The sequence below is a fragment of the Bradyrhizobium diazoefficiens genome (assembly GCF_016612535.1).
Classification (GTDB): Bacteria; Pseudomonadota; Alphaproteobacteria; order Rhizobiales; family Xanthobacteraceae; genus Bradyrhizobium; species Bradyrhizobium diazoefficiens_C.
Genome location: NZ_JAENXS010000001.1, coordinates 2,542,918 through 2,556,687 on the forward strand (window position 1 = coordinate 2,542,918; position 13,770 = coordinate 2,556,687).

At 62.9% G+C, this 13,770-nt stretch carries 8 protein-coding genes and 1 tRNA gene; 6 read left to right on the top strand and 3 right to left on the bottom strand.

Features of this window, described 5'->3' with window-relative positions; genetic code table 11:
* Positions 1 to 184: 184 nt before the first annotated feature.
* Together JJE66_RS11980 and JJE66_RS11985 are read left to right on the top strand one after the other, a co-directional pair.
* Complete coding sequence (locus JJE66_RS11980) at positions 185 to 2,224, top strand: methyl-accepting chemotaxis protein (RefSeq protein ID WP_200514469.1); 2,040 nt, start codon at positions 185 to 187, stop codon at positions 2,222 to 2,224.
* A 289-nt stretch (positions 2,225 to 2,513) separates the two neighbouring features.
* Complete coding sequence (locus JJE66_RS11985) at positions 2,514 to 4,562, top strand: methyl-accepting chemotaxis protein (protein ID WP_200514470.1); 2,049 nt, start codon at positions 2,514 to 2,516, stop codon at positions 4,560 to 4,562.
* A gap of 70 nt (positions 4,563 to 4,632) precedes the next feature.
* Here JJE66_RS11985 and JJE66_RS11990 read toward each other — a convergent pair whose 3' ends face one another.
* Positions 4,633 to 5,004: a DUF3175 domain-containing protein gene (locus JJE66_RS11990; protein WP_200514471.1), complete on the bottom strand. Its 372-nt coding sequence runs from the start codon at positions 5,002 to 5,004 to the stop codon at positions 4,633 to 4,635.
* 128 nt (positions 5,005 to 5,132) lie between these two features.
* Here JJE66_RS11990 and JJE66_RS11995 point away from each other — a divergent pair, with 128 nt between their 5' ends.
* The 3 genes from JJE66_RS11995 (at position 5,133) to JJE66_RS12005 (ending at position 9,143) form a co-directional block, all read left to right on the top strand.
* A complete protein-coding gene (locus JJE66_RS11995; protein WP_200514472.1) occupies positions 5,133 to 6,617 on the top strand; it encodes an MFS transporter in 1,485 nt (494 codons plus the stop codon).
* 3 nt (positions 6,618 to 6,620) lie between these two features.
* Positions 6,621 to 7,442, top strand: coding sequence for a trehalose-phosphatase (gene otsB / locus JJE66_RS12000; protein ID WP_200514473.1), 822 nt, complete (start codon positions 6,621 to 6,623; stop codon positions 7,440 to 7,442).
* 237 nt (positions 7,443 to 7,679) lie between these two features.
* Complete coding sequence (locus JJE66_RS12005; RefSeq protein WP_200514474.1) at positions 7,680 to 9,143, top strand: trehalose-6-phosphate synthase; 1,464 nt, start codon at positions 7,680 to 7,682, stop codon at positions 9,141 to 9,143.
* A gap of 147 nt (positions 9,144 to 9,290) precedes the next feature.
* Here JJE66_RS12005 and JJE66_RS12010 read toward each other — a convergent pair whose 3' ends face one another.
* Complete coding sequence (locus JJE66_RS12010) at positions 9,291 to 9,632, bottom strand: hypothetical protein (protein ID WP_200514475.1); 342 nt, start codon at positions 9,630 to 9,632, stop codon at positions 9,291 to 9,293.
* Positions 9,633 to 9,828: 196 nt separating this feature from the next.
* Between JJE66_RS12010 and JJE66_RS12015 the strand changes: the two genes are divergently transcribed.
* Positions 9,829 to 9,918, top strand: a tRNA-Ser gene (locus JJE66_RS12015).
* Between the two features lie 109 nt (positions 9,919 to 10,027).
* Here the strand turns inward: JJE66_RS12015 and JJE66_RS12020 are convergent.
* Positions 10,028 to 13,663: an AIDA repeat-containing protein gene (locus JJE66_RS12020; protein ID WP_200514476.1), complete on the bottom strand. Its 3,636-nt coding sequence runs from the start codon at positions 13,661 to 13,663 to the stop codon at positions 10,028 to 10,030.
* Between the last annotated feature and the right edge of the window lie 107 nt (positions 13,664 to 13,770).

A 13,770-nucleotide genomic window follows, 5' to 3' on the forward strand; every position in this document is an offset into this window, starting at 1 on the left:
GCGGCTGGGGGCGGGATGCCAGCCGTCATGCCCATCCGGCCGGCCTCTGGCCGATAGGGCCCCCCCCGGATTGCACGGGCATGCCGAATTTACCGCCCTTTATCCATTCTGCCCTAGTTTTGCTCATCCGGGTCTGGAGGCGGGACGTCTCCGGATCACGGCCGAATGGAAAATGGGGGTGGGAATGTCCGGCCGTATCGCGTCGCCGTCGAAGCGTACAATATTTCCGACCCTCAGGTTCCGCGCCAAGATCATCCTCGGCTTTGCCGCGGTGCTGGTGATCTCTGCCGGCAGCATGGCCTTCGCCTATTTCGGTTTCGAGCGGGTCTCGTCCGGGGTCGGGTCATACCGCACCAGCGTGTCCGAGGCCGACCTCGCCCGTAACATCGACCGCGAGCTGCTCGCCTACCGTTCTGCCGCCAAATATTTCGTCGTCACGGGCAAGGAGGACGACGCCAAGGCGGCGCTGGATGCCGAGACCGGCCTGAAGAACGCTATCGACCAGGCGGTCACGAGCGCCAAGAAGTCGGTGCGGCAGGAGAGCCTCGGCAAGCTCGCCAAGGAATTTTCCAATTTCTCCGCGACGTTCGGAAAGGTCCTCCAGGCCAAGCGCGACAGCGCGCTGCTGGTGCAGAACCAGCTCATGCGGAATGCCAACCTCCTGAAGTACAAGCTCGACGACATCGGCAACAACGCCTCCGATTCCGAGGCGCAGGCGATCGAGTTCGGCACCAAGCAGGTCAATACCCAATTCCAGACCGCGAGCGCGGCCGCGACCAATTTCGTCCTGACGTCCGACCAGGCGATCGCCGCCAGCGCACTGGCTCGGCTGAAATTCGTCGAGAACTCACTCGGGGCGGTCTATTCCATGGACGACAAGGTCATCGCCGGCTTGAAGGACGCCAAGGGATTGCTTGGCGCCTATCGCGAAGCATTGGAGAAGCTGATCGCCAACGCCAAGTTGGTCGACGAGCTCGTCACCGAGATGACCGGTTCGGCAGGAGCAATCCTTCAGGGCGCCACCGCCATGAAGGCGGATCTGGTCGCCGAACAGCAGCGGCTGGATTCGGAATCCGCGGCCACCATCGGGAAGACCGAGCAGCTGGTACTCATGCTGGCCGTCGGCGGCACGCTGCTCGGCGCTGTTCTCGCCTTTCTTCTCGGCACCGGCATCTCGCGGCCGATGATCGCGATGTGCAAGGCGATGCGCGAGCTCGCATCGGGCAATTTCGACGTCGTGCTCCCGGGCCTCGGCCGCAAGGACGAGATCGGCGAGATGGCCGGCGCGGTCGAGGAGTTCAAGGTTCAGGCCGTGGCCAAGGCGGAGCGCGATGCTGCCGCCAGCGAAGCCCAGAACAAGGAGCAGGCGGCAAGCCGCCGCGGCGAGCTGATCCGCTTCGCCGATGATTTCGAGACCGCCGTCGGCGCCATCGTGTCGAACGTCTCGGCCTCCGCCGTGCAGCTCGAATCGTCGGCGTCCACGCTGACCCGCACCGCGGAGACCACGCAGACGCTGTCGAGCCAGGTCGCGGGCGTATCCGAGCAGGCATCGAGCAACATGCAGTCGGTGGCCACCGCCACAGAAGAGCTCTCGGCTTCGGTCGAGGAGATCGGCCGCCAGGTCCGCGACTCCACCCGGATCGCCGAGGCGGCCGTGGTGCAGGCCAAGGAAACCGACGGCCGTATCGGCAAGCTCTCGCATGCCGCCCAGCAGATCGGCGAGGTGGTCAAGCTGATCACCGCGATTGCCGAGCAGACCAACCTTCTCGCGCTGAACGCCACCATCGAGGCGGCCCGCGCTGGCGAGGCCGGCCGCGGCTTTGCGGTGGTCGCGAGCGAAGTGAAGTCGCTGGCGAGCCAGACGGCCAAGGCGACGGATGAGATTTCCTCGCACATCATGGGCATGCAGGGCGCGACCGCGGAATCGGTCGCCGCGATCAAGGAAATCGGTGCGACCATCGGTCAGATCTCCTCGATCTCGACCTCGATCGCGAGCGCCGTCGAGCAGCAGGGCGCGGCGACGCAAGAGATCGCACGCAGCGTCCAGACGGTTGCCCAGGGCACCCAGGCCGCCGCCACCGACATCGGTCAGGTCAACCGTGGCGCCGCCGAGACCGGCTCGGCTTCGGAAGAAGTATTGAACTCGGCCAAGACGCTGTCGAGCGAAAGCACCCGGCTGCGCGCCGAACTCGATCGCTTCATGGCCAATATCCGGGCGGCGTAAGGTTCTCTCGATTGTCGTCCTGGCGAAAGCCAGGACCGATTGCCCCAGGGAGAAGTTGTGGTGCGGGGCTGGTAACCCCGAGTCTTCGCCAAACTTCTCCCTGGGGTAATGGGTCCTGAATCTGCGCTTCGCTTGTCAGGACGACAAACGCCCCGCGTCACCTAACCGCAAGTTGCGGCGCCGCAAATTTACCGCAGCTTATCCTTTGCCATTTACCGTGCAGACGAGTCGGGGAGCGGGCTGCTTCCCGGCTGCGCCTGGTTTTCCGCGAATGGAATGGGGTGGGGGAATGTCCGCCAAGTCGAAACCGAACAACTCGAAGCCGAACACCTCGAAGCTGCTCACCTTGCGTTTTCGTGCAAAAATCATCCTCGGCTTCGTGGCGGTGCTGGCCATCCTCGCCGTCAGCATGGCTTTCGCCTATTTCGGCTTCGAGCGGATCGCGGGCGCCGTCGCCGCCTATCGGATCAGCGTGTCGGAAGCTAACCTGGCGCGAACCGTCGATCGTGAGCTGATCGCCTATCAGGGGCTGGCACGGGCCTATACGCTGACCGGCGCCGCGGACGACGAGACGGCGGCCAAGACGGCCGAAGAGAATTTGAGAGCGGCGATCGCCAAGTCGATGTCCGCCACGACCGGTGCGGAGCGCCGCGAGCAGGTCGGCAAGCTCGAAACCGAGTTCCAGCGTTTCACGAAAGTCTTCGGCGAAATCATCACGCTGACCCGCCAGAACAACAAGATCGCAGCCGATGAGTTGAACAGCGTCGGCAACAAGATCCGCTTCAAGTTCGACGATCTCGCCGATACCGCGGCGCTGGCGGGCCTGGACTCGGTCCAGACCACCGCCAAGGACATCACCTCGCAATATCTCGCGGTCTCCACCTCGGTCAGCGCCTTCGTCGCCAAGCCGGAGCCGAAGACCGCCGACGGCGTGATCGCACGCATCAAGTTCCTGGAGACGCTGCTGGTCTCGATCTACGCCAATGACCAGAAGATCACCGACCGCGTCACCGAGATCGGTGGTCTGCTGAAGCAGTACCGCGCATCGTTTGCAAAGCTCTCCGACAACGTGAAAATCATCGTCAAGTTGAATGGCGAGATGACCAAGACGGCTGCGGCCATCCTCAAGCTCTCCGGCGAGTTGCGGTCCGACCTGTCGGCCGATCAGCAGCGCATCGAGGCGAGCGCCAATACGACGATCGCGGAAACCGAGCAGCTGATGTTGATGCTGGCGCTGGGCGGCCTCGCGGTCGGCGCCGTGCTCGCGCTGATGCTCGGTAACGGCATCTCGCGGCCGATGATCGCGATGTGCAAGGCGATGCGCGAGCTCGCATCGGGCAATTTCGACGTCGTGCTCCCGGGCCTCGGCCGCAAGGACGAGATCGGCGAGATGGCCGGCGCGGTCGAGGAGTTCAAGGTTCAGGCCGTGGCCAAGGCGGAGCGCGATGCTGCCGCCAGCGAAGCCCAGAACAAGGAGCAGGCGGCAAGCCGCCGCGGCGAGCTGATCCGCTTCGCCGATGATTTCGAGACCGCCGTCGGCGCCATCGTGTCGAACGTCTCGGCCTCCGCCGTGCAGCTCGAATCGTCGGCGTCCACGCTGACCCGCACCGCGGAGACCACGCAGACGCTGTCGAGCCAGGTCGCGGGCGTATCCGAGCAGGCATCGAGCAACATGCAGTCGGTGGCCACCGCCACAGAAGAGCTCTCGGCTTCGGTCGAGGAGATCGGCCGCCAGGTCCGCGACTCCACCCGGATCGCCGAGGCGGCCGTGGTGCAGGCCAAGGAAACCGACGGCCGTATCGGCAAGCTCTCGCATGCCGCCCAGCAGATCGGCGAGGTGGTCAAGCTGATCACCGCGATTGCCGAGCAGACCAACCTTCTCGCGCTGAACGCCACCATCGAGGCGGCCCGCGCTGGCGAGGCCGGCCGCGGCTTTGCGGTGGTCGCAAGTGAAGTGAAGTCGCTGGCGAGCCAGACGGCCAAGGCGACGGATGAGATTTCCTCGCACATCATGGGAATGCAGGGCGCGACCGCGGAATCGGTCGCCGCGATCAAGGAAATTGGCGCGACTATCGGCAAGATCTCGTCGATCTCGACTTCCATTGCCAGCGCGGTGGAAGAGCAGGGCGCGGCGACGCAAGAGATCGCGCGCAGCGTCCAGACGGTTGCCCAGGGCACCCAGGCCGCAGCCACCGACATCGGTCAGGTCAACCGTGGCGCAGCTGAGACCGGCTCGGCCTCGGAAGAAGTATTGAACTCGGCCAAGACGCTGTCGAGCGAAAGCACCCGGCTGCGCGCCGAACTCGATCGCTTCATGGCCAATATCCGGGCGGCGTAAGGTTCTCTCGATTGTCGTCCTGAATCGGCGCTCACTCTGCTCGTTGTCCAGGACGACGGGACGAATAGTCTCACTCCTTCCCAAACGCCCGCTTCAGCTCCACCTTTGCTTTCTCCAGCCGCTCGCGCTGTGTCTTCGGCAACGTCTTGCCGGCACGGTTGATATAGAACGTCAGCATCGACAACGCTGAGCGATAGGCCCCGGTCTTGCGGCGCGCGCTGTGCTCGGCCGAGCGCTTCAGCGACGCTGCGATCCGCTTCGGGCTCGTGAGCGTGAACACGCCGCGCTTGAGGTCCAGTGCGTCGCTCTCCTTTGTCACACGCTGCGACCAGCGCTTTGGCGAGGCGCGCTTTGTGCTCTTGCGTGAGGTGCTGCGCCTCGCGCTGGTCTTCTTGCGCGCTGCGGTTTTGCGCGAATGTGTCGTCTTTCTGACATGAGCCATGCGTCAACTCCTTGGTTCCTTCGGAAACGGCCGGCATTCGCCGCCGTTCCTGGGGGGAACCTGCTGTTGCTGCAGACGTTGTCGCGGGTGGCAGGCGGAATGCCGCACCCCCATGACCCAGCAACGCGATGGAATTGCAGCAGAGCCCAGCGCTGAATTATGCACCCACGATCTCGGCCGCCGCGACCGATCGGATCGTCGAGACCAGCATACCCGCGCGGCTCGACGCACTGCCGTGGAGCGGATTTCACACCCGCGTGGTGCTGGCGCTCGGCATCACCTGGATTCTCGACGGGCTCGAGGTGACGCTGGCCGGCGCGCTCTCGGGCGCGCTGAAGCAGAGTCCGACGCTGCACTTCTCCAATCTCGATCTCGGCATCGCCAACTCCGCCTATCTCGCCGGTGCCGTGCTCGGCGCGCTCGGTTTCGGCTGGCTCACTGATCGTATCGGCCGCAAAAAGCTGTTCTTCATCACGCTCGCGCTCTATCTCTCTGCAACGGCCGCGACCGCACTGTCGTGGGATATCGCAAGCTACGCGCTGTTTCGCTTTCTGACCGGCGCCGGCATCGGCGGCGAATACACTGCGATCAACTCGACCATTCAGGAACTGGTGCCGGCGCGCTATCGCGGTTGGACCGATCTGGTCATTAATGGAAGCTTCTGGATCGGCGCGGCCATGGGCGCGGTGGCGGCCATCGTGCTGCTCGATCCTGCGGTGATCGGTCCCGATCTCGGCTGGCGTCTCGCTTATCTCATCGGTGCGACCATCGGCCTCGTCGTGCTCTTGATGCGGATGTGGATCCCAGAGAGCCCGCGCTGGCTGATGATCCACGGCCATCCGGAGCAGGCCCACAAGATTGTCGACGACATCGAGCGCTCGGTGATCGGACATGACCAGGAGGCAAGCGACGGACGTTTCGCCACGATGCGCCTGAAGATGCGCGATCACACCCCGATCAGCGAAGTCGTGCATACGCTGTTCTTCACCTATCGCCAGCGTGCGCTGGTCGGGCTCGCGCTGATGGCCGCGCAAGCCTTTTTCTACAACGCGATCTTCTTTACCTTCGCGCTGGTGCTGACCGACTTCTACGGCATCAGCGCCGATCATGTCGGCTGGTACCTGCTCCCCTTCGCCGCCGGTAACTTCCTCGGTCCGCTGCTGCTGGGCCGTCTCTTCGATACGCTCGGCCGCCGCGCCATGATCATGTTCACCTATGGCGTCTCGGGCCTGCTGCTGGCACTGTCGGGTTATCTGTTCTCGATCGGCGCGCTCAGTGCGCAAGGGCAAACCATTGCCTGGATGGTGATCTTCTTCTTTGCCTCGCCCGCCGCGAGCGCCGCCTATCTCACGGTGAGCGAGACCTTCCCGCTCGAAGTTCGCGCGCTGGCGATCGCGGTGTTCTATGCGGTCGGCACCGGCATCGGCGGCGTCGCGGGTCCCGCGCTGTTTGGGGCGCTGATCGACACGGGATCACGCAGCAGCGTGTTCGCCGGCTATTTGCTGGGCGCCTTCCTGATGATCGCGGCCGCGATCGTGGCCTGGCGCTATGCCGTCCCCGCGGAGCGCAAATCGCTCGAACAAATCGCGCGGCCGCTCGCTTCTATGGAGTAGACTATGAAATCGGAACTTGCTGATCTGGATCAGAAGCGCGCCATGATCGATGACGAAATGCCCGATTCGGTGCCGGTGCCGCATGCACTCGTGCCGCATCTCGATGAGACCGCGATCTTGCTCGACATCGACGGCACGCTGCTGGACCTGATGCCGACGCCGCGCGAGGTGTGGGTGCCGCCAGGCTTGTCGGAGACGCTCAACCGGTTGACGGAGCGCACGTCGGGCGCGCTGGCGATGGTCAGCGGACGTTCGCTCAACGACATCGACTTGATCTTCGCGCCCGACGTGTTTCGTGCCGTCGCCGGTCATGGCGCGGAGATGCGGCTGTCGGTGGGCAATGAGGCAGATGACGTTCATGCGCCGCCGATGGACAAGGAGCTGAAACGGCGCTTGGCCGCGATTGCGAAGCTCAGTCCCGGCATTCTGCTCGAGGACAAGGGCTATTCGTTGGCACTGCACTATCGCCTCGCGCCGCATGCGGAGAAGGCGATCTTCGAGGCCGTGTCGCTGATCCGGGCCGATCTGCCCAATGCGCCGATCGAAGTGTTGCCCGGCAAGTTCGTTTGCGAGATCAAGCATTCCGGTTTCACCAAGGCGACCGGCGTGCGCGAGCTGATGAAGCACGAGCCATTCAGGGGGCGCCGACCGATCTTCATCGGCGACGACGTCACCGATGAAACCGTGTTCGCGATCATGCCCGACATGAACGGTCTTTCTTTTTCGGTCGGTCGCCGCGCGATGGGCGTCAATGGTCACTTCGATGCGCCGGGCGATGTGCGCGCGTTCCTCGCGCGCCTGCTCGACGACACAAGGTTGGAATGAGGCATCGACATGTCAGAGCCACATTGTGGTCGCGGTGTTTCATCGCACGCGCAATTCACGCTGCGCGACATTTGGCGCCAAAACTCTCATTCCCAAATGAAATCGCCGGGTTCCCCTCAGGAGAACTGGTTCCAACGCGCGCGCCTGACTTTGGTTTCATTTCGTAGAAATGATGACAAGGAACCATATTGATGAACGGCAGTTAAACGGGGTGGAATGAACAGGAGGGGACGACCTGTGAACTTAGTCGTCGTTTCGAATCGAGTTGCGCGCGGTAAACCCAACGAGCCCATGACGGGTGGCCTCGCCGCGGCATTGCTTCCGGTCGTCGAGCATTCGGGCGCGATCTGGGTGGGATCGTCCGGCCGCGTGCGCGACGGCCATCAGAAGGAACCGTTCGCCGAGATCGAGGCGCTGGGCTCGGGCGCGATTGCGACGCTGGACCTGCCGGCCGCGCATTACGGCGGCTATTACGAGGGCTTTGCCAATTCGGCGCTGTGGCCGGCGCTGCATTCCCGCAGCGATCTGATCCGCGTCTCGCGCGACGACTATGTGAGCTATCGCGAGGTCAACGCGTTCATGGCGCGCGCCTTGATGCGATTTCGCAAACCAAAGACTGCGTTCTGGGTGCAGGATTATCATTTTCTCGCGCTCGGCGCGGAGCTGCGCGATCTCGGCGTCGACGATCCGATCGGCTTCTTCCTGCATACGCCGTGGCCGGTCGCTGCGGTCATGCAGGGCGTACCCAATCATCGTGAACTGATCACGACGATGTTGGCTTATGACCTGCTCGGTTTCCAGACCGAGGAGGATTGCCAAAATTTTCTCGGCTATGCCGGCACTGAACTCGGCCTCGTCGTCGATGACGGCATCGTGCTCTCGCAGCACGGACGCACACGTTGCGAGGTGTTTCCGATCGGCATCGACGCGGAGAAGTTCGCGGCTTACGCCGCGAAGTCGGCGTCGCATCCGGACGTCTCGCGCCTGCGCCGCAGCCTCAATGGCGAACGACTGGCGATCGGTGTCGACCGGCTCGACTATTCCAAGGGGCTCGTCAACCGCATCAGCGCGTTCGACCGGCTCTGGACCGAGCAGCCGCAGTTTGCGCGCAGCATCTCGCTGCTGCAGATCGCCAATCCCTCGCGCGGCGCCATCGAGGCCTACGGCAATCTTCAGAACGAGGTCGCGCGCCTCGTCACCGACGTCAACGGCCGCCATGGCGAGGTCGACTGGACGCCGATTCGCTATCTCAACAAGGGTTTTAGCCAGGCCGTGCTCGCGGGCCTCTATCGTACCGCGCAGGTCGGCGTGGTGACGCCGCTGCATGACGGCATGAACCTCGTCGCCAAGGAATATGTCGCAGCCCAAAACCCGGCCGATCCCGGCGTGCTGGTGCTGTCGAAATTCGCTGGTGCCGCCAACGAGCTCGACACCGCGCTGCTGGTCAATCCGCACGACATCGACGGCATGGCCCGTGCGATCGCAGTCGCGGCCGCGATGCCGCTGATTGAACGCAAGATGCGCTGGGACGCAATGATGAAGACACTGCGTGGCCACACCATCCAGCAATGGTCGTCGGATTTCGTCGCCGAGCTGGAGAAGCGCCGCATCGAGAAGGCGGCGGCCGCCCCGCTCGCAGCGCAGCCGCCGCAGGCGCTGCGCTGGCTCAAGTCGGCGATCTCGGGGGTGCGGTTGATCTAGATTTCTTCCTCGCGTGTCGAATCTATCCACTCGTCATGGCCGGGCTCGTCCCGGCCATCCACGGCTTGCCACGCGGTTCTAAGAACGTGGATGCCCGAGACAAGCCCGGGCATGACGGCAATTCCAGGCAAGGCCGAGCCTCAATACTCAATAGCAGTACGACACCCCGTCCAGAATCGCGCAGCGCCGCTTGTTCGGCGCGTTGGGATCATCCATCGGCACCATGCCCTTGCCATGGCCGACGAACACGCCGGGCCCGACATGCACCGAGTTCTTGTTGCCGATGATCACGCTCTGATGCGGGGTCGAGCTGGAGCGCGTCCCGTCCGGCCAGAGGATGGCATCGCCTGAAAGCACCCCGCGCCGCCCGTCGTCGCAGCTCACGTCGACACCCTGCCGCGTGCAGACCTGGGCTTGAACCGGCGCGGTAACGGCGGGGCCGAGGGCCGAAATCAGACCTAGCGTGAAGATGGTCTGGCGGATGGTCATGGCGTCCCCAATCGTGTTTGGCGTCCTCGAGGGAATCGTCGCGCCAAACCCGCGACTGGTTCAGCCTTCGCCAAGTTCCAAGCGGTCGCGCCAGGTGAGATATTTCATTGTAAATACAATATGTTGCGGAAAATTCACCCGTTTTCCCCGCGATCCCTTGCAAAATCACCGGCGCCCCTTCAAGAGAGGGCGCTCCGGAGAGATGGCCGAGTGGCTTAAGGCGCACGCTTGGAAAGCGTGTGTGCGGGAAACCGTACCGTGGGTTCGAATCCCACTCTCTCCGCCAGCCACTCGGGACGGTGCCTTGCAGGTCCCCCCAGGCAGCTTCATAACAAGCCGCCCTTCACCAACTAGCTAGATGCACCAGGGCGGTCGCGCCGCCAAGAAGCCGAGCCCTACACGATCAAAAAGTTCGATGCGTGCAACTGGCTGATCGCGGTATCGACGAAATCGACCGATCCCGCGCCAGGGGCGCTCCCCAGGGCAAGCAGAGTCCCGCCGTGCCCATCGCTCGTTAGCGCGCTCATGATGTCGGCGGCGGAGTGGTAATCGCCCACGCCGTTCGCGAGATCGATGACGCCGAGAGAGTCGTTACCAAATCCGGAGATCCTGTCGATCTGGTTGCTGGAGTTGATCGAGACGGTCAGACCCGTGCTGTGATCGCTGATGTCCACATGGGCCGCGCCGTTGATGATCGCCTGATTGCCGAACCCGGAAAAGTTGAACTGGTCTGATCCGCCATTGACCGTCATGACGTCCTGGCCGATCTGGTTTGTCACATTTGCCTGGGATCCGTTGAGCTCCACGTGATTGGCGACGCCGCCAAGCGTGATCGTATCGTGGCCTGCGCCGGCAACGACGTTGTCCACTCCGCTGCCGGCCATGATCGTGTTTGTTCCCGAGCCGACGGTGATCTTGTTTCCCGTCCCGCTGAGATTCACGGTGCTGTTGCCGTCGCCCAGCGTGACACTGTTGGTGCCATCTCCGCCCGTGACGACATCGTCGCCATCGCCAAGCGTGACTGTATTGCCATATCCGGAGAGCGTCACGTGGCCGTTGCCGTTGCCAGCCGTGACCTGGCTCGCGCCGTCACCGGGGTGGACAACATCGTTGCCGTTGCCCAGCTTGATGATGTTGCCGTATCCGCCGGCGTCGATGGTATTGCTGCCATTGCCGAGCGCAATCGTCGTGGCGCCTGTCGACCCCGTCACCATGTTGTTGCCGTCGCCGCCGGTGACGTGGTTGACGATCCCCTGCAGATAGACCGTGCTGTCGCCGCTCGACACATCAACCGTACCGTATGTTCCGGCATAGATCGTGTCGTTGCCGCCATTGCCGTGGATCGTATTGAACAGGCCATAGGCGTGGATGATGTCGTTGCCCGTGGTGCCCTCAATGGTCGCATAACCGGATGCCGGGCCGTCGATCGTCGTGGGAGCGGCTTGATGTGTGTCGATGACCGACGTGTTGGCGTCGCTGACGGTCAAGCCGTCGCTGCTTGTGTCGCTCAGGGTGAACGTAGTCGTTGCGCTGCCGTCTCCGTGCGGCGAAGCCACGAAGGTGAGGGCGTGCAGCTCGGCGGTCAGCTTGTCAGCGCTGGTCGCAGCCAATTCGTAGGTTCCGTCTCCAAGTGAGATCAATCCTGTCCCGGACAGGATACCCGCCGCGCCTGCGAGCGTGATGATGAGACTATCCGTTGCCGCTGCATTTGGATCCGTGATCGTTACGGTCGCGAATGGATTGATCGCAGCTTCATTGCTGGTCGTTTGTCCCGACACGGCTCCAGCGATGGTCGGTCCCGCCGCAGCCGTCAGCAGAATGCCGCCGGAGCTATCCTTCGCGATGCTGAAACTCGTGACCGACGTATCGGCCAAGTTGAAGGTCTCGCTGGCCGCGCCGTTGCTGACCGTGAGCGTCGAGCCGGATACCGTCGCCGTTGCGCCGCTTGCATAGGACAGCCCGGAAAGATCGATTTGATCGCCGAGCGCAATGCCCTTGATCTGGCTTGCAAAGGTCGATGAGCCCGAAGCCAGCTCCTGCTCGATCTTGAGTGTGCCTTGGCCGGAGAAGGTGATCGCGTCGTCGGACATCGCGTCCACCTTGAGATCAAGCGTACCGCCGGCGATCGTGGTCGCGCCGGCAATGCCCCCCGCCTCGACGAATTCCGTGGCGCCATGATCGATCGTCGATACGTTCGCGGTGCCCTGATCGAGCACGTCAAGCGTGCCGCCGTTCAGAGTCGTAGAGGTGATGATGCCGCCGTCCGAGACGGAGAGGCTTCCCGAATTGAGGATTGTTCCGCTCGCCGCGCTGGCGTCGGCCGCCGGTACGCTTGGGTCGCCCGTGGGGTCCGCAATGGATCCTGAAACCGTCATCACACCACCATCGATGGTGGCGTCCTTGGCGATTCCCGCCCCGGACAGATGCAATTGGCCGCCGTTGTCGACAACGGCTGAGTCGACTTCGCTTCTGATGACTTCGCCGTATCGGCCTCCGGGAGGATAATAGACCGTCTCTCCCGAAGCATTGATGACACCGCCCGATTCAACGGTGGTGTCGCTGGCTTTGCCCCCATCGGTGACATTCTGAACGCCGCCGGCATTGACGGTCGTTGACGTCGCGATGCCGGTATCGACGTCTTGCTCACCGCCATTATTGACGGTGGTGTGATCTGCCTGCCCCGGACCTGGCTCATCGTGGATATAAAGGCCGTTTACCCGCTGAATGCCACCCATGTTGATCGTGGTATAGCTCGCGTTGGAGATCAGCCCGACATCTTGTTCGCCGCCATTGATGACGGTGTTGCTGGCAGAGCCTCCTGAGCCAAAGTCGCCTACGATCTGCTTGCCACCCACCGATATCGTCGTGTTCGTGGCTGTGCCGCCGAACACCTTGAACTGCACGCCGTCAGACACGGTGAAGCCATCTTCCGTGTAGCCATACTCGATGATGAACGTCGCGCCACTTTCGAAGGTCGTATTGGATAGGGTCGCGCCTGCTTCAGCGACGAGCGTTCCGCCTGCGGAGACAACACCATTATTGAGGATACCGCCGTCCAAAACGTAGAGCGCCGAACTGTTCGCGACATTGAATCCGCTTTCAATCGTGCCGCCGCCGATCTCGAGAGTGCTGCCGGCGTTGAATGTTGTCCCCGAAAAATCGGCGTTACCAAGCACAATCAAAGCGCCATATTGATTGACGGTTGTGTTGGTCGCCGTCGCGCCGGCGGACAGTTCCATCGTCGCATAACCATTGATGGTCGTTCCGGTCGCTGTGCCGCCTGCATCGACGTTTAACGTGCCGAACTCTTGTAGGATTGTGCCGGATACCAATGCTCCGTTCGACACCGTCAGGGTTCCACCATTTTCGACGGTCGTGCCGGTCGCCGTGCTGGCGTCGACGGCCGGCTGGCCGGGGACGTTGGCGAACGGATCCGGTATCGATCCCGAGACGGTCATGGTGCCGCCATGGACGATCGTGTTCACCGCAGTCCCGCCGCCGGTGATGTCGAATTCGCCCTGGTAGTTGATCGTTGCAGCGGTCGCGAGGCTTTGGATGACCGGCGGTGGAAACACGGGCGCCGTTTCCACGGTTTCACCCGAAACTTTGAGAACACCGCCGGAATTGACGATCGTGCCGCTGGCGCTGCCGCCATCCGTCACGTTCTGAAGGCCGCCGGAATTGACAGTCGTCGTCGTTGCGATGCCGGTGTCGATGTCCTGCTCGCCGCCGCTGTTGATCGTGGTGTGATCAACCTCGCCGGGGTTCGGACCTTCGTGGACAAAATTGCCGGTTACACGCTGGACGCCACCCGAGTTGATGCTCGTGTAACTGGCGACGCCATTAAACACGACGTCCTGTTCTCCGCCTTCGATGAGCGTGTCGGTTGCCGTGCTTGTCGTGGAAGATCCGCCGACCGTCTGCAAGCCGCCAATCTGGATTGCCGTGTTATCGACGGAAGTGCCGCCGCTGACATCCATCGTGTCGCCGTTGTGGAGGGTAACGCCACTGGCGGGAGGAATAGCCGTCATGTCAATGCTCCGCGTTCGTTTCTTGGAAAGTCAAACGAGCAAAGCAAAATCAGTCGAGGGCTATTCAACTTAAAACTGCAATAGCCGAAAGGATCTGTCAAGCAGCC

Coding starts and splice junctions, on each gene's coding strand:
- JJE66_RS11980 (WP_200514469.1), top strand. CDS start 185: ATGTCCGGCCGTATCGCGTCGCCGTCGAAGCGTACAATATTTCCGACC.
- JJE66_RS11985 (WP_200514470.1), top strand. CDS start 2,514: ATGTCCGCCAAGTCGAAACCGAACAACTCGAAGCCGAACACCTCGAAG.
- JJE66_RS11990 (WP_200514471.1), bottom strand. CDS start 5,004: ATGGCTCATGTCAGAAAGACGACACATTCGCGCAAAACCGCAGCGCGC.
- JJE66_RS11995 (WP_200514472.1), top strand. CDS start 5,133: ATGGAATTGCAGCAGAGCCCAGCGCTGAATTATGCACCCACGATCTCG.
- otsB (WP_200514473.1), top strand. CDS start 6,621: ATGAAATCGGAACTTGCTGATCTGGATCAGAAGCGCGCCATGATCGAT.
- JJE66_RS12010 (WP_200514475.1), bottom strand. CDS start 9,632: ATGACCATCCGCCAGACCATCTTCACGCTAGGTCTGATTTCGGCCCTC.
- JJE66_RS12020 (WP_200514476.1), bottom strand. CDS start 13,663: ATGACGGCTATTCCTCCCGCCAGTGGCGTTACCCTCCACAACGGCGAC.